The sequence below is a fragment of the Aeromonas sp. 61P genome (genome assembly GCF_051919545.1).
Lineage (GTDB): Bacteria > Pseudomonadota > Gammaproteobacteria > Enterobacterales > Aeromonadaceae > Aeromonas > Aeromonas veronii.
Map to the genome: position 1 here is coordinate 1,556,858 of NZ_JBQBEL010000001.1, position 15,157 is coordinate 1,572,014.

Consider the following 15,157-nt stretch of genomic DNA (forward strand, 5'->3'; position numbering starts at 1 on the left):
GCATAGTGAACGGGCAGCCTGCGCTGCCCGTGTCGTTGATCTAGTTGAAGAAACCGCCGAACCAGTCATCCAGCGCACTGCGCGGCGTCGCGCTGCTGGCGCAGCCGGCCGGGGAGCCCATGGTGGAGGCTTTGGCCGGCACCTGCAGGCTGCCCGGGCAGTCGCTGGTGACGCGGGTGCCGCTGGCGCGGGAGAAGTTGGCCCAGGTGACCCCTTCCGGCATCTTCAGCCCCAGACTGTTGACGCCGCGTTGGCTCATGTAGCCGCTAAATAGCTGCAGAGCACCGCTGGCACCGGTCAAGCCCGCCGGGGTGTTGTCGTCGCGACCGACCCAGATACTGACCAGTTCGTTGTTGTCCATCCCGGCAAACCAGGAGTCGCGCAGCTCGTTGGTGGTGCCTGTCTTGGCCGCCATGGTGGCGCCGGGGAACTTGGCACTGAGCGCGCGGGCCGTGCCCTGACTCACCGTCTTGGTCATGGCGAACAGGGTCAGCCAGCTTGCCTGCTGGTCGGTGACCCGCTTGGCGGTCTGATCATGCTGATAGAGCAGGCTGCCATCACCGTTGACTACGGCGCGAATGGCCGACAGCGGCTGGGTCAGTCCCTGATTGGCGATGGGCAGATACATCTGGTTCACCTCCAGCGGGGAGAGGGCCACCGCCCCCAGCACCAGCGACGGATAGGGCTGGATCTCCTGCTGGACTCCCAGCTTGTGCAGGGTGTCGACCACTTTTTCCAGCCCCACCTGCAGACCCAGATTGACGGTCGGTACGTTGAGGGAGCTGGCCAATGCATCCATCAGCGGCACGCTCTGGCGGAACTTGCGATCGTAGTTTTGCGGCGTCCAGACCTGACCATCCTGACCGCGAATGCGGATCGGCTGATCTTTGAGCGGGGTCGCCAGGGTCAGGCCGTTGGATAGACCGGTCAGGTAGACCGCCGGTTTCACCAGCGAGCCGATCTGGCGGCGGGCATCCAGCGCCCGGTTGAACCCTGCGTAGCGGGGATCGCGGCCACCCACCAGCGCCACCACTTCGCCCTTGTGCCAGTCGGAGACCACCATGGCCGCCTCCAGCTTCTTCTTGCCGCGCAGTTTCTCGATATCGGCGAGGCCCGATTCGACCGCTCGCTCGGCCGCGTGCTGGGCGATGGGATCGAGGCTGGTGAAGATCTTGAGGCCGGACTGCTTGAGCAGATCGGCGCCGAAGCGGCTCTGGATCTCCCGCTTGAGCAGTCCCATAAAGGCCGGGGTGCGGCCATAGCTCATCTGGCCACGGGCGATGATGCCGAGGGGTTGGCGGCTGGCCAGTTCATACTCGGCCTGGGTCAGGCTGCCGTGATCCATCAGCAGCTTCAGCACCAGATCACGGCGGGTCTTGGCTCGCTCCGGGAAGCGCCATGGGTCGTAATAGGAGGGGCCTTTCACCAGACCGACCAGCAGGGCGACCTGATCGATATCCAGCTCGTTGACCGGAATGCCGAAGTAGAAGTAGGAGGCGAGGCCGAAACCATAGACCCCTTGCGAGAAGTTTTGCCCCAGATAGACCTCGTTGAGGTAGGACTCCAGGATCTCGTCCTTGCTGTAGCGATAGTCAATCAGCACCGCCATATAGGCTTCCTGCAGTTTGCGCCACAGGCTGCGCTCACGGGTCAGGAAGAAGTTCTTGGCCAGCTGCTGGGTCAGGGTACTGCCCCCCTGCACGGTACGACCCGCGATCAGGTTGGCGAACATGGCCCGCATGATGGCGACCGGCGAGACGCCGCCATGCTGGTAGAAGTCGCGATCTTCGGTGGTGAGCAGGGTCACCAGCAGGCTGTCGGGCACTTCGGCGATACGCACCAGCAGGCGATCTTCCCGATCCTCGGTATTGAGGCGATCGAGCAGCACCGGGTCCATCTGGGCGTAACCGAGCTGGCGCTGGTTCTCCAGCGACTGGATCCCCTCAAGGCGCGGGCCGTTGAAGGTGAGGCGCAGGCCACGGGCTCCATCGGCGCCATCATAGAACTCGAACGGACGGCGAATAAGCTCGATGCGGTTGCCATTGATGGTGTATTCACCCGGCGTGTGAGGCTGGCGCACCTGCTTGTAGCTCAGCATGTTGAGCTCGCGCAGCATCTGGTCCCGCGACAGGCGCTGGCTGGGGTAGAGCTCCAGCGGACGGCTGTAGACCATCACCGGCAGCTGCCACTTCTCGCCATCGAAGCGCTCGCGCACCTTGGTATCGAGGTAGATGCCAAACACCACCATAAAGGCCGCCACCACCAGGGAGAGCTTGAAGCCAAGCCAGAACAGCTTGCGCCAGATGGTGCGTTTGGGCGCTGCCTTCTTGGGGGCACGCTTGCGTCGTTGGGTTGCCATAAATCCTCTTTGCTTTCCTTTCTACTTGTTATGTCGCATTCGCGAACGTCCGAGCGGGATTAACCCATCGAACCTAGATGCCCATCTTCTTTTTGGTGACCTTGGTCGGCATTGCCTCCAGCGGATTATCCGGCCAGTAGTGGCGGGGATAGCGCCCCTTCATCTCTTTCTTCACCTGCTCGTAAGAGCCAGCCCAGAAGGCGGCCAGATCGGCGGTGATCTGCAGCGGTCGCTGGGCGGGGGAGAGCAGCTCCACCACCAGCGGCACCCGGCCATCGGCCACGCAGGGGGTCGAGCCTTGCCCGAACATCTCCTGAATGCGTACCGGGATCACCGGTGCCTGCCCCGGCTGATAGCGGATCCGCACCCGGCTGCCGGTGGGCGCAGCAAAGTGGCTCGGCAGTGCCTCGTCCAGCCGTTTGGGCAGTGGCCAGGGCAGGGATTGGCGCAGGATGTCGCTCATATTGAGCCTCTTCAGCTGCTCCAGCCGGGTCATACCGCTCACCGCTGGCAGCAGCCACTGTTCCAGCGTGGCCAGCAGGCTGTCGTCATCCATCGTGGGCCACCCCTCATCAGGCAGCCAGTCGCGGGCGCAGCGCAGGCGGGCCAGCAGCCCTTCGCTGCTCTCGTCCCAAGGCAGTACATGCAGCCCCTTGCGGCGAATGCCTTGCAGCAGGCAGCGCCCTTTCTGCTCGTCAGAGAGTTCGGTCAGCGGTCGCTGGCTCAGCACCAGCTCGCCGATCACCTGCTGGCGCTCGGCGCGCACCCGCTCTTCCCGCTCATCCCAGTCGAACCACTGCCGTTCGCTCACCAGCTCCGGCAGCAGGCGTACCAGCTCGTCCAGATCGACCGGTTCGGCGATAAAGATGCGGCTGCCGCGATCGTTCTGCCCCATCTCGATGGCGATCAGGGCCCCTTGTCCCTGACATGGATGACCTTCTACCAGATCGCAGCTCACCCCACCACTGAGTTGATAGCGGCTGCCGCTGCGCAGCTTGCCGATGCGATCCGGCCAGGCGAGGGCACAGAGCAGCCCCAGCCACTGACCCTGTGCATTGGCAGGGCGTGCGCCAAGCCGCTCAAACCAGCGGGCCGCCCCCTGACGCAGGGCGTTTTGACGGCGGTGGAACAGCACAGAGAGGCGCTCCGATCCTCGCAGATCTTCTTCCTGCAACGCCACCAGATATGCGGCATCGGCGACAATCCCTGTCAGACCCTCGGACTCCAGCTCGCGGGCGCGCAGCAGCATGCGAGCGAGGCGAGGGTGAGTACCGAAGGCGGCCATGGCGCGGCCAGCGGGAGTGAGTTGTTGCTCACCCTCCGGCTTCATGGCGCCAAGGGCCACCAGCAGCCGCTGGGCGCTGGCCACCGCGGCGGCGGGAGGCATATCGAGAAGCGGCAGATCTTCTACCTTGGCGCCCCACTGGGCGGCATCTATCAGCAGGCCGGTCAGCTCCTGAGTGAGGATGTCTGGCGGGCTCTGCTCGGCGAGCCGCTCCTGCACCTCGCTGCTCCAGAGCCGGTAGCAGACGCCGGGGCCGAGACGGCCAGCACGGCCTGCCCGCTGGGTGGCGGAGGATTTGGCTATCTGGCGTGTCTCCAGCCGGGTGACGCCGCTTTTCAGATCATAGGAGGCCCGTCGTTCCAGCCCGCTGTCGATAACGACAGAGACCCCCTCGATGGTGAGGGAGGTCTCCGCCACATTGGTGGTGAGCACCAGCTTACGGCGGCCGGCAGGCGCCGGTTCGATGGCCGCTTGCTGTGCCGCCATGTCGAGGCGGCCGTAGAGGGGGGCGAGGGTCACGTCGTCCGGCAGTTTGTCTGCCAACCACTGCGCCAACCGCTCGATCTCACCCTGTCCCGGCAGAAAGACCAGCAGGCTGCCATCTTGCTCGGCCAGCGCTTCGAGTACCACTGCGCCGACCTGCGGCTCCAGCCACTGCTGGCGATTGGCGGGGCGGTAGTGATAGTCGATGGGAAAACCACGCCCCTCGGAGCGAACCACAGGGGCATCCGGCAGCAAGGTCTCGAGTGCCATGCCATCCAGGGTAGCGGACATCACCAGGAGCTTGAGGTCATCGCGTAATCCCTGCTGGCTCTCGATGGCGAAGGCCAGCGCGGTATCGGCGTGCAGGCTGCGTTCGTGGAACTCATCGAAGATGACCAGCGAGACGCCATTCAGCTCAGGGTCTTGCTGCAACATCCGGGTCAGCACCCCTTCGGTGACGATCTCTAGCCGGGTCGCTGAGCTGGTGCGGCTCTCGCCACGCACTCGCAGGCCGATGCGCTCGCCCACCTTCTCCCCCAGTTGGCGCGCCAGAAAGCTGGCGATATTGCGCGCCGCCAGCCGCCTTGGCTCCAGCATGATGATACGGCCGGACAGCCGGTTCTGGCGCACCAGCTCCAGCGGCAGCAGGGTCGATTTGCCCGCGCCGGGCGGCGCCTGCAGGATCACGCGGGTGTGGCTGTCGAGGGCGGCAAAGAGTTCGGGCAATACCGAAACGATGGGGAGCTGGGACAAAGCGATGAGCACCTTCTGTAGCAACCGGTAAAACGGCGCCTATTCTGCCACAGCCACCCGCGCCACCGTGAGTGGATGTGACGGTATGGCCACTCGGGCGGGAGGCTGGCGAGACATGGCCGGATAGCTGCCATAGAATGGGCCCATCCAATGAGCGTGAAAAAGGCATTATCACCACATGGCCAAACTCTTCTTTGCCCTGCCCGTCAAGGAGCTCGCTCCCGAGCTCATCGCCTGGCGCGATCAGCTGCCCTGGCCCGGTCAGCCGGTGCCGCAAGCCAACCTCCACCTGACCCTGGCATTTCTGGGTGAGGCGGACGAGTTGACCACCCGCCGCCTGATCGCCGCCGTAGAGCGCCAGCACTGTCCGCCGCTCTCCATCAGGCTGGATGAGACCGGCTGGTTCAGCCGGGCCAAGGCTGCCTGGATTGGCCCGAAGGAGTGGCCCAACGAGCTGACCGTGCTGGCGAAGGCGCTGCGCCGCCACGGCGAGAAGTTGCGTCTTGGCAATGGCGAGCAGGGTTATCGCCCCCACGTCACCCTGTCGCGCAAGGCGGTCGAGGCCCCTGCCATCCTGCCTGCCCCAAATTTTCTGCTGCAGGCCGATGAGTTCTGCCTCTATCAATCCATCTCGACTCCGGACGGGGTGCGCTATGAGCCGCTTGCCTGCTGGCCGCTGCGTGCCCGGGTAAAAGAAGATGCGCGGAGGGCTAACCCGTGATCTTTGATCCCCCCTGCAATCGGGCCGGCTGGTGGCCCGCTACAAGCGCTTTCTGACCGATGTGCAACTCGATAACGGCGAGGTCATCACTATCCACTGCGCCAATACCGGTGCCATGACCGGTTGTGCCGATCCGGGCACCCGGGTCTGGTACTCCACCTCCGATAACCCCAAGCGCAAGCTGCCCTACAGCTGGGAGATCGCCGAGAGCCCGGCGGGCCACTTTATCTGCGTCAACACGGCGCGCGCCAACCAGATTGCCCGGGAGCTGATCGAGCAGGAGGCCATTGCTCCGCTGGCGGGATACAGCCGGTTGCGCACCGAGGTGAAGTATGGCGAAGAGAACAGTCGCATCGATCTGTTGCTGGAAGATGACGAGAAGGGCAATTGTTACATCGAGGTAAAATCGGTCACCCTGCTCGACGAACGTGAACATCCGGGGATGGGTTACTTCCCCGATGCGGTCACCGCCCGTGGTGCCAAGCACTTGCGCGAGTTGATGGCGATGAAAGCGGCGGGCCACAGGGCCGTGCTGCTCTTTATGGTGTTGCACTCCGGAATAAGCCGGATGCGCCCTGCAACCCATATAGATCCGCACTATAGTCTGCTAATTGAGCAGGCAATCGCGGCGGGGGTTGAAATTTTATGCTATCGGCCCCATGTTGGGGTGCAAGGCATGGTGGCTCAAGGGTTTATCCCGTTTGAATCTGGTCACCTGTTACCCGAGGGGAGTGCATAAATATTGGAGTGGGTAACATTATTGGTACGGCTCGTTTGCTTACCCGTTACCCTTCTGCTATAGATGTCGCCCTCAATTTATGGATGGCACGGGTAGCGTGCTGAATTAGGAGACAGGGCATGCCAACAGGCGAAAACAGGAAATCTCTGGGCCCCCTGGCCATTGCGGGTGTCGCGCCTTACCAGGAAAAGCCGGGTGAGGAGTACATGAATGACCAACAAAAGGCGCATTTTCGCAAGATCCTGGGTGCCTGGCGCAACCAACTGATGCAGGAAGTTGATCGTACCGTCGACCATATGAAAGACGAAGCTGCCAACTTCCCGGATCCCGTGGATCGTGCCGCGCAAGAAGAAGAGTTCGCTCTTGAACTGCGTACCCGCGACCGTGAACGCAAGCTGATCAAGAAGATCGAGAAGACCTTGCAGCTGCTTGAAGACGATGATTTCGGTTACTGCGAACACTGCGGTATCGAGATCGGTATCCGTCGTCTGGAAGCCCGTCCGACTGCCGACCTCTGTGTCGATTGCAAGACGCTGGCCGAGATCAAGGAAAAACAGATGGCCGGTTGATCCCGACCCTCTGGTATATGAAAAAGGGAGCTCGCGGGCTCCCTTTTTTATTGAGCTTTTGGCGGTCGCGCCCCAGAATGCAGCCTCAATGAATCGCTTACCCGAACAGTCATGCCAGTGAATTCCCCATCCTCACCCCTTGTGCGCCCCTATGTCGGCCGCTTTGCCCCCTCACCCTCAGGCCCGCTTCATTTCGGTTCGCTGATCGCCGCCCTCGGCAGCTTTTTGCAGGCCAGAGCGCAGCAGGGACGTTGGTTGGTACGCATCGAAGATATCGATCCGCCGCGGGAGATGGCGGGGGCTGCGGCCCTGATCCTCAAGACCCTTGAGGCATATGGCCTCGAGTGGGATGGGGAGGTGATGTTCCAGAGCGCGCGCCACGGCCGTTATGACGAGATCATCGACCAGCTCTATCGGGCGGGGGACCTCTACTGGTGCCGTTGCACCCGGCGCGAAATCATGGCCGCGGGCGGTCTCTACAGCGGCCACTGCCGCACCCTCGGGCTTGCGGCCGAAGGTTGCGCTGCCCGGCTGCGCCAGCACCATCCGATCTACCACTTCGACGATCGGTTGCAGGGCCATATCGCGGTACCGGCGGCGCTCGCCGAGGAGGATTTCATTATCCGTCGCCGCGACGGGCTCTATGCCTACAACCTGGCGGTGGTGGTGGATGACATGGACAGCGGCATCACCGAGATAGTGCGCGGCGCCGATCTTCTGGAGCCCACGGTGCGCCAGATTGCCCTCTACCAGACCCTGGGGGCACCGGTGCCCGACTGGGTGCATCTACCGCTGGCGGTGCTGGCAGATGGCAACAAGCTCTCCAAGCAGAACCATGCGCCGGCCCTGGCGCTCGATGAAGTGCGACCGGCCCTGTGGCAGGCGCTGCACTTCCTCGGCCAGTGCCCGCCGCCCGAGCTGATGGCAAGCCGGATCGACGAGATCATCGGCTGGGGCATCGCCAACTGGCAGCTAGAACGGGTGCCCGCCAGCGAGAAAATCCCGCTGGACCTTGAGTAAAAAGAGCCGGTTTTCGTGTAATAAGGCGTGAGCTGGGCGCTGATAGACCGCTATTTTCGCTGACAGACGGTTTCATGCGGGATCAATTGTCAGCACGGTTTTTCATTTGGTCAGGTGTGAGCTATGTGCAGATTGACCGCTATTTTCGCTGGCAGACGGTTTCATGCGGGATCAATTGTCTGCACGGTTTTTCATTTGGTTAGGCGTGAGCTATGATAGGCCGCTATTTTTTGGCCTCCCGTCAATTTAGAAGTCATGAAGAGGTGTACCATTTTTTCCCAGATCGCAAACTTTTGCCGCAAGGTGCTCGGCAAGGAAGACGGCGAGCAGTCGGTGGAATCCCCCATTCCAGCCCGTGTCGCCGGTCAACGTCGTACCTTAAGCCGTGATCAGCACCCTATTTCGCGCAAAGAGATCAGCGATAATGCACTCAAGGTGCTCTATCGCCTGAACAAGGGCGGCTACGAAGCCTACCTGGTCGGCGGCGGAGTCCGGGATCTGCTGCTCGGGAAGACGCCCAAGGATTTCGACATCGCAACCGATGCGACGCCGGAGCAGATCAAGGCGCTGTTCAGCAACTGCCGCCTGATTGGCCGTCGTTTCCGCCTGGCCCACATTGTCTTTGGTCGTGACGTGATCGAAGTGGCCACCTTCCGGGGTCACCACCATCAGGTCAATACCAGCAAACATGTGTCGGCCCAGTCTGATGAAGGCATGCTGCTGCGCGACAACGTCTACGGCACCATCGAAGAGGATGCCGAGCGCCGCGACTTTACCGTCAACGCCCTCTACTACAGCGCCAAAGATTTCACCCTGCACGATTTCGAGGGGGGTCTGGAAGATCTGGCCGAGCGCAAGCTTGAGCTGATCGGCGATCCCGAGACCCGTTATCGTGAAGATCCGGTGCGGATGCTGCGCGCCGTGCGCTTTGCCGCCAAGCTGGATATGACCATCAGCCCGCGTACCGCCGCCCCCATCAAGGAGCTGGCGCCACTGCTGCAAGACATCCCTGCTGCCCGCCTGTTTGAGGAGACCCTCAAGCTGTTCCTGGCTGGCGACGGTCTGGCGACCTACAAACTGCTGCGCGAGTATGGCCTGTTCCAGCAGCTGTTCCCGCAAGTGGCTGCGCTGTTTACCCCGCACGGCAACTCGCCCTACGAGCAGTTTATCGAGCAGGCGCTGATCGATACCGACACCCGCGTCCGCGAAGACAAGCGCGTCACTCCCGCCTTCCTCTACGCCACCCTGCTGTGGGGCTGCGTCGAGGCCCGTGGTCGGGTGCTGGAGAACGAGAGCGGCCTGCCCTGGTATGACGCCTTCATGCTGGCGATCAACGAGGTGCTGGACAATCAGGTGCGGATCATCGCCGTTCCCCGCCGTTTCACCACAGATGTCCGCGACATCTGGGCACTGCAACAGCGGCTGACCCGTCGTCAGGGCAAACACCCCGAGCGCGCCATGGAGCATCCCAAGTTCCGCGCGGCGTTCGACTTCCTGTTGCTGCGCAACCGGGTCGAGCGCGGTCTCGGCGAGCTGGCCAGCTGGTGGGAGCGGTATGTTGCCTCCAATCCGGATGTGCGTCCGCAACTGCAGCGTGAAGCGACCCGTCGCCCGGCCAGCGGTGAGCGCGGCGAGGCTCGCAGCCACGATGGCGAGAAACGCAGCAGCAACAGCCGCAACCGCCGTCGCCCCCGTCGCCGCAAACCGAAAGTGGCCGAGTGACAACAGACGTGATGACCGAGGTCTTCATCGCCATTGGTTCCAACCTGTCTGATCCGCTGGGTCAGGCTCGTCGCGCCGTTGCCGCGTTGGCAAGGTTGCCGGAATCTGTGCTGGTGGAGGCCTCGTCGTTTTACAGCAGCCGCCCCATGGGGCCTGCTGACCAACCGGACTACGTCAATGCCGTGGCCCGGCTCAATACCCGGCTCGCGCCCCTTGCGCTGCTGGATCAATTACAAAAAATCGAGCTGGAACAGGGACGTGTGCGCAAAGATGAGCGGTGGGGGCCGAGAACTCTGGATCTCGATCTGCTGCTCTATGGGGATCAGGTGATCAACCATGAGCGCCTGATCGTACCCCACTACGGCATGAAGGAGCGGGAGTTCGTGCTGCTGCCCCTTGCCGAAATTGCGCCTGCTCTGGTGCTGCCCTGCGGCACCCCGCTCGCCCGACTGGTTGCCCGCTGCCCGCACAATGATTTGGCCATCATTGCCCCGCGTGCAGACGTACAGGAGCCTCTATGAGCAAGATCACCACCGCCAGCCTGCTGAAGATGAAGCAGGAAGGTCAAAAGTTCACCGCCATCACCGCCTATGATGCCACCTTTGCCAAGCTGTTCGACGACGAGGGGGCCCACGTGCTGCTCATCGGCGATTCGCTGGGCATGGTGCTGCAAGGGGGTCAGGATACCTTGGCGGTCAACATGGATGAGATGGTCTATCACACCCGCTGTGTGGCGCGCGGTGCCAGCAAGGCACTGGTGGTCGCCGACATGCCGTTCATGAGCTACGCCACTCCCGAGCAGACTTACCAGAACGCTGCCCGCCTGATGGCGGCCGGTGCCCGCATGGTGAAGATGGAAGGGGGCGACTGGCTGTGTGACTCCATCCGCCACCTCACCCGCAACGGGGTGCCGGTGTGCGGTCACCTCGGCCTCACTCCGCAATCCGTTCATGTCTTTGGCGGCTTCAAGGTGCAGGGGCGCGATGAGTTTCAAGCCCAGGAGATCTACCGTCAGGCCCTCGAACTGCAAGCGGCCGGTATCCAGCTGCTGGTGCTCGAGTGTGTGCCCACTGCGCTGGCCGAGCGCATCACCAAGGCGCTTCGCATCCCGGTGATCGGCATTGGTGCCGGCCCCGCGACCGACGGTCAGATTTTGGTGATGCACGATGCCTTTGGCGTCACCTCCGGCTATGTGCCCAAGTTCACCAAGAACTTCCTGGCCGAGACCGGCGATGTGCGTGCCGCCATCCGCCTCTATGTCCAGCAGGTGAGCGAGGGGAGCTTCCCCGGCCCGGAGCACTGCTTCAACTGATCCTGGCAGTTGCATGATGGGGGCTGCGGCCCCCGTCTCTGCTTGTCAGCCTTGCACAGTTAATCCGTATAGCTAATCCGTATCTTATTGATTCATCTAAAGGTGAACTGCTGATAGCCATGTTCGTGCCCCATCCCGCCCGAGCGCTACCGGTAGATGCAACCCGTCTCTCTTTTTGATTTATCGGAAGGTGAACTGCTGATGTTGGTCGTAAATAATCCCGTCGTTCTGCGTGAGCAGATAAGCCAATGGCGCCGTGAAGGGCGTGCCATCGCATTCGTGCCCACCATGGGTAATCTGCATCAGGGCCACCTGACGCTGGTGAAAGAGGCGCACAGCCACGCCGAGAAGGTGGTGGTCAGCATCTTCGTCAACCCGATGCAGTTCGACAAGGCCGAGGATCTCGCCAACTACCCGCGCACCCTTGAGCAGGATTGCGCTGCGCTGGAAGCGGCCGGCGTCGACATGGTGTTCACCCCGACTCCGGAGATCATGTATCCGCAGGGGCTGGCCAGCCAGACCTTCGTCGAGGTGCCGGGTCTCTCCAATCTGCTGGAGGGGGCACTGCGCCCGGGTCACTTCCGCGGGGTCAGCACTGTCGTTACCAAGCTGTTCAATCTGGTACAGCCGGATGTGGCCTGTTTTGGCCAGAAGGATTACCAGCAGCTGGCGCTCATTCGCAAGATGGTGGCCGACATGGCGATGCCCATAGAGATCGTCGGCGTGCCCACCGTGCGGGCCGAAGACGGGCTGGCACTCTCTTCCCGCAACGGCTACCTGACTGCGGCCGAGCGGGCCATTGCCCCCGAGCTGGCGCGCACCATGAACTGGATCGCCGAGCAGATTGAAGCGGGTGACCACCACCTGCCCTCCTTGGTGGCGCAGGCCAGCCAGCGTCTCGACAATGCCGGTTTTCGTACCGATGCCATCGACATTGTCGATGCCGCCACCCTCGAATCCGCCACTGACGAGAGCGCGCAGCTGGTGATCCTGATGGCCGCTTATCTTGGCAAGGCCCGTCTTATCGACAACCGCGTCGTCACCGTAAAGAAGTAATTCCCCCGATTGTCAGCGGACGCCTTCCCGGGCGTCCGCTGCTTTTTCACGCCTGCCATTTGGCGTTTTCCCTCGCGACTCTGCTCGCACACGCTGTTTTCTCTCTCCACAATCGGCCCTGATGGCCGCAACAGGTGTTTATTTATGTTTACCTTGTTTGCTTCGTTGCTCTTTTGTCTGCTCTGTTTTGCCCTGACCCGGCTACCCGCTTCGGTGCCGCTCTCGCGCAAGGTGCTTGCGGGTCTGCTGTTTGGCGCCCTGTTCGGGCTGGCGCTGCAACTGGGCTGGGGTGCCGATGATGCCGGTGTCCAGCAGACCCTGGAGTGGGTCAATATCATCGGCGGTGGCTATGTCAGCCTGCTCAAGGTGGTGATGATGCCGCTGGTGTTCACCTCCATCCTCTCCGCCATCAACAAGCTGGAGCAGGCCCAGTCCCTCGGCAAGATCAGCGCAGTGTTGATCGGCTCCATGCTGACCCTGGTGATGATCGCCGGTGTGGTGGGGATGACGGTGACCCATCTGAGTGGCCTCACCGCAGAAGGGTTGCTGAGCCACGGCAGCGACACGGCTGCGCTGCAACAGAGCATGAGCACCATCGACAGTGCCCAGACCCTGCCTGCCCTGCTGCTCTCGCTGGTGCCCACCAACTTTGCCGCCGATATGGCGGGTAGCCGCGGTCTCTCGGTGATCGGCGTGGTGATCTTCACCGTGCTGGCCGGGGTTGCTCTGCTGCAGTTGAAGGCGGAGCATCCAGAGGCCGGTGCCCGCGCCGCCGTCGCCATCGACACCCTGCAACTGTGGGTGATGAAGGTGGTGCGGGTGGTGATTGCGCTCACCCCCTATGGCGTGATGGCGCTGATCGCCCGGGTGGTGGCCCACTATCCCCTGAGCGAGATCCTCAGCCTGCTCGGCTTTATTCTGGTCTGCTACGTCGCCATTCTGGCGATGTTTGCGGTGCACATGGTGATCCTGCTGCTGATCGGCCAGAACCCGCTGCACTATCTGCGGGAAGTGTGGGGCGTGCTCACCTTCGCCTTTATCTCCCGCAGCAGCGCCGCCTCCATTCCGCTCAGTATCGAGACCCAGCAACGTCTTGGTGTGCCCGCCAGCATCGCCAACTTTGCCGCCTCGTTCGGTGCCAACCTCGGCCAGAACGGCTGCGCCGGTATCTATCCGGCCATGATGGTGGCGATGATTGCCCCCATGCTCGGCATCAACCCGTTTGATCCCCTGTTTCTGCTGACTCTGCTGCCAGTGATTGCGCTGGGCTCCATCGGGGTGGCTGGCGTCGGCGGTGGCGGCACCTTCGCTGCGCTTATCGTGCTCTCCACCCTCAATTTCCCCATCGCGCTGGTGGGAGTGATGATCGCCATCGAGCCGCTGGTGGATATGGGCCGCACAGCTCTCAACGTCAACGGCTCCATTATGGCGGCGATGATCACCAAGCGTTTGCTGGGCAAGCAGCAACTGGCCAACGTGGAGACGGTGCAGACGCAGGCCGCCAGTTAACTCCGAGAGTTGTCCAATATGAAAGAAGCCCGCAGTTGCGGGCTTCTTTCATATCGGCTGTGTTGCCTTGCGGGCAGACGCGGTTACTCGGCAGATACGGGGTAACCGGCTCCTTTCCAGGCGAAGATGCCGCCCGGTACCCGATAGACTTGCTGATAGCCCTGAGTCACCGCCCAGGCGGCTGCGTTGTGGCTGCGGCCGCACTTGACGAAGCCGCAGTAGATCACCACCGGGCGGGACTTGTCTTCACCCAGCAGCGCCTGGAACTGCTCCGCCGTGCCGCTTCCCTCGACGATCTCGCTCCAGTTGTCACCGGCCTTGGCCTCTTTCACGAAGACAAAGTTCTTGGCGCCCGGAATGTGCTCCTTCTTGTAGGAGTCCTCATAGGGCATGGTGTCGATGATCACCAGCTCCTCGCCCTTGTCCATCCGGGTCTTCAGCTCGGCCACGGTCAGCAGCTGATAGCCTCCCTGCTGCGCCTCCTGTGCCAACTGCACCGCCGATTGCTCAAGCTTCACCTCCTGCTCGAACTGGTTGTCGCCACAGCCCGCGAGGGCAAAGCTGGCGGCGATCAGCGAGGCCAGCAGAGTGCGGGATCGCAATGTCATCATGTCACTACTCCTTTAGAACGGGAAAAACGGGGCGGGAAGTTCGCAGCAGGGCGCCCGCAAGCGTCAGTAGCAGCAGATCCCGCACAATGGCCTCCGGCAACGAGCCGAGATCAGCCCTGCCCAGACAGCCGCAAGAGATGTCGAGCCCGATGGCAACGCCATAGCCCAACACCGGAATAAACAGGGTGAGCAGCCCGATCACCAGCCAGAGTCCCCAGCGCCGGTTGGCGATGACCGCAAGCCCTGCGCAGAGCTCAAGGGCAATCAGCCCCCAGGCCACGAACGGGATCAGCGGCGGCCAGATCAGGCCAAAGGCGCCGATCTGCTCGATGAACAGGTCGGGGGATACCAGCTTGAACCCGGCGGAGGCGAGAAAGAATCCCCCCAGCGCCAGATTGGCCAGCATGCGCAACAACGCAGGCATGTTATACCTCTTTATAGAGAGGAGTGAATTCTAACAATTCCCGATTGAGCCGCAATGACTAAACCCATGCCGGACAAGATAAATCTCGATTTTGCGGGGCAGTGACCAGAATGGGGGCGCTAGACCCTGATGGTGGTGGTTGTGGAGGCGGGATGTTGTGGCTGTGTCGATTGCTCCCTGTCGTGCTGGTGGGTCAGCAGTTCGGCAGCCAGCTCGATGGCCCGCTCGAGCAGTAGCAGCAGGCTGTCGACCGTCAGATGATCGAGCCACTCGCGGGCCCAGATCAGGGTCTCTCCCCGCTCGGTCTGATCCAGCAGAAACACCGGCTCGTCGCCAAGGTGGTTGAGCAGGGGCGTGTTGGGCATAGCGTGGCCCGGTAGCAGCAGATAGATCACCAGATGGCCCTCATCCTCTGCCAGCGTCAGTACCAGCTCGTCGTTGATGGTCAGGGTGGTGGCTGTCTGTCCGGCCACCGGAAGCGGAAGTCCAAGTTGTGTGTACAGGGCTGTGATGAGAGCGTGATACATGGCCAAACCTCTGGCAGGGGAAGAGTGACACCCTATGCGGCTGATCGGTGGCTGCTTATCACTTGTC

13 protein-coding genes and 1 pseudogene are annotated in these 15,157 nt (G+C 62.3%); 9 read left to right on the forward strand and 5 right to left on the reverse strand.

The annotated features are described in order from the left end of the window. Nucleotides 1-40: 40 nt before the first annotated feature. Together mrcB and hrpB are read right to left on the reverse strand one after the other, a co-directional pair. Complete coding sequence (mrcB, locus tag ACTG2O_RS07630) at nucleotides 41-2,359, reverse strand: penicillin-binding protein 1B (RefSeq protein ID WP_042052390.1); 2,319 nt, start codon at nucleotides 2,357-2,359, stop codon at nucleotides 41-43. 73 nt (nucleotides 2,360-2,432) lie between these two features. After that, entirely contained in the window at nucleotides 2,433-4,880 is a 2,448-nt protein-coding gene (gene hrpB, locus ACTG2O_RS07635; RefSeq protein WP_439975550.1) for an ATP-dependent helicase HrpB, read from the reverse strand. A 178-nt stretch (nucleotides 4,881-5,058) separates the two neighbouring features. Here hrpB and thpR point away from each other — a divergent pair, with 178 nt between their 5' ends. The 9 genes and pseudogenes from thpR to ACTG2O_RS07680 all read left to right on the forward strand — a co-directional run bounded on the left by thpR (nucleotide 5,059) and on the right by ACTG2O_RS07680 (nucleotide 13,528). Continuing rightward, nucleotides 5,059-5,601 carry an RNA 2',3'-cyclic phosphodiesterase gene (thpR, locus tag ACTG2O_RS07640; RefSeq protein ID WP_139436865.1) on the forward strand — a complete coding sequence of 181 codons (543 nt, stop codon included), beginning with the start codon at nucleotides 5,059-5,061 and terminating at the stop codon, nucleotides 5,599-5,601. Continuing rightward, nucleotides 5,598-6,340 (forward strand): annotated as a pseudogene (gene sfsA, locus ACTG2O_RS07645) (DNA/RNA nuclease SfsA). The gene thpR and the pseudogene sfsA overlap by 4 nt, the downstream one beginning before the upstream one ends. 119 nt (nucleotides 6,341-6,459) lie before the next feature. Further along, on the forward strand, nucleotides 6,460-6,909 hold the full coding sequence (dksA, locus tag ACTG2O_RS07650) for an RNA polymerase-binding protein DksA (RefSeq protein ID WP_005335644.1): 450 nt from the start codon (nucleotides 6,460-6,462) through the stop codon (nucleotides 6,907-6,909). Between the two features lie 111 nt (nucleotides 6,910-7,020). Continuing rightward, on the forward strand, nucleotides 7,021-7,929 hold the full coding sequence (gene gluQRS, locus ACTG2O_RS07655; protein ID WP_439975551.1) for a tRNA glutamyl-Q(34) synthetase GluQRS: 909 nt from the start codon (nucleotides 7,021-7,023) through the stop codon (nucleotides 7,927-7,929). Between the two features lie 255 nt (nucleotides 7,930-8,184). Beyond that, complete coding sequence (gene pcnB / locus ACTG2O_RS07660; RefSeq protein ID WP_439975552.1) at nucleotides 8,185-9,651, forward strand: polynucleotide adenylyltransferase PcnB; 1,467 nt, start codon at nucleotides 8,185-8,187, stop codon at nucleotides 9,649-9,651. An 11-nt stretch (nucleotides 9,652-9,662) separates the two neighbouring features. Then, nucleotides 9,663-10,172 (forward strand): 2-amino-4-hydroxy-6-hydroxymethyldihydropteridine diphosphokinase, encoded by a 510-nt coding sequence (folK, locus tag ACTG2O_RS07665; protein WP_005354659.1) that lies wholly within the window; start codon nucleotides 9,663-9,665, stop codon nucleotides 10,170-10,172. Further along, a complete protein-coding gene (gene panB, locus ACTG2O_RS07670; protein ID WP_005335640.1) occupies nucleotides 10,169-10,963 on the forward strand; it encodes a 3-methyl-2-oxobutanoate hydroxymethyltransferase in 795 nt (264 codons plus the stop codon). The genes folK and panB overlap by 4 nt, the downstream gene beginning before the upstream one ends. 201 nt (nucleotides 10,964-11,164) lie before the next feature. After that, nucleotides 11,165-12,019: a pantoate--beta-alanine ligase gene (gene panC, locus ACTG2O_RS07675; protein WP_019445357.1), complete on the forward strand. Its 855-nt coding sequence runs from the start codon at nucleotides 11,165-11,167 to the stop codon at nucleotides 12,017-12,019. Between the two features lie 144 nt (nucleotides 12,020-12,163). Then, nucleotides 12,164-13,528 carry a cation:dicarboxylate symporter family transporter gene (locus ACTG2O_RS07680; protein ID WP_439975553.1) on the forward strand — a complete coding sequence of 455 codons (1,365 nt, stop codon included), beginning with the start codon at nucleotides 12,164-12,166 and terminating at the stop codon, nucleotides 13,526-13,528. 83 nt (nucleotides 13,529-13,611) lie between these two features. Here the strand turns inward: ACTG2O_RS07680 and ACTG2O_RS07685 are convergent, their stop codons facing one another. The 3 genes from ACTG2O_RS07685 to ACTG2O_RS07695 all read right to left on the reverse strand — a co-directional run bounded on the left by ACTG2O_RS07685 (nucleotide 13,612) and on the right by ACTG2O_RS07695 (nucleotide 15,036). Beyond that, the gene (locus tag ACTG2O_RS07685) at nucleotides 13,612-14,139 is read right to left on the reverse strand and encodes a rhodanese-like domain-containing protein (RefSeq protein ID WP_058056622.1); all 528 of its coding nucleotides are present in this window, start codon (nucleotides 14,137-14,139) and stop codon (nucleotides 13,612-13,614) included. Nucleotides 14,140-14,143: 4 nt separating this feature from the next. Then, nucleotides 14,144-14,563, reverse strand: coding sequence for a MauE/DoxX family redox-associated membrane protein (locus ACTG2O_RS07690; RefSeq protein ID WP_439975554.1), 420 nt, complete (start codon nucleotides 14,561-14,563; stop codon nucleotides 14,144-14,146). A 119-nt stretch (nucleotides 14,564-14,682) separates the two neighbouring features. Next, nucleotides 14,683-15,036: a hypothetical protein gene (locus ACTG2O_RS07695; protein WP_439975555.1), complete on the reverse strand. Its 354-nt coding sequence runs from the start codon at nucleotides 15,034-15,036 to the stop codon at nucleotides 14,683-14,685. Between the last annotated feature and the right edge of the window lie 121 nt (nucleotides 15,037-15,157).

What these genes read in the sequence shown, in the direction of transcription:
- panC (WP_019445357.1), top strand. Translation starts at nt 11,165, where the DNA reads ATGTTGGTCGTAAATAATCCCGTCGTTCTGCGTGAGCAGATAAGCCAA.
- pcnB (WP_439975552.1), top strand. Translation starts at nt 8,185, where the DNA reads ATGAAGAGGTGTACCATTTTTTCCCAGATCGCAAACTTTTGCCGCAAG.
- ACTG2O_RS07685 (WP_058056622.1), bottom strand. Translation starts at nt 14,139, where the DNA reads ATGATGACATTGCGATCCCGCACTCTGCTGGCCTCGCTGATCGCCGCC.
- gluQRS (WP_439975551.1), top strand. Translation starts at nt 7,021, where the DNA reads ATGCCAGTGAATTCCCCATCCTCACCCCTTGTGCGCCCCTATGTCGGC.
- dksA (WP_005335644.1), top strand. Translation starts at nt 6,460, where the DNA reads ATGCCAACAGGCGAAAACAGGAAATCTCTGGGCCCCCTGGCCATTGCG.
- panB (WP_005335640.1), top strand. Translation starts at nt 10,169, where the DNA reads ATGAGCAAGATCACCACCGCCAGCCTGCTGAAGATGAAGCAGGAAGGT.
- mrcB (WP_042052390.1), bottom strand. Translation starts at nt 2,359, where the DNA reads ATGGCAACCCAACGACGCAAGCGTGCCCCCAAGAAGGCAGCGCCCAAA.
- ACTG2O_RS07680 (WP_439975553.1), top strand. Translation starts at nt 12,164, where the DNA reads ATGTTTACCTTGTTTGCTTCGTTGCTCTTTTGTCTGCTCTGTTTTGCC.
- thpR (WP_139436865.1), top strand. Translation starts at nt 5,059, where the DNA reads ATGGCCAAACTCTTCTTTGCCCTGCCCGTCAAGGAGCTCGCTCCCGAG.
- folK (WP_005354659.1), top strand. Translation starts at nt 9,663, where the DNA reads ATGACCGAGGTCTTCATCGCCATTGGTTCCAACCTGTCTGATCCGCTG.
- ACTG2O_RS07690 (WP_439975554.1), bottom strand. Translation starts at nt 14,563, where the DNA reads ATGCCTGCGTTGTTGCGCATGCTGGCCAATCTGGCGCTGGGGGGATTC.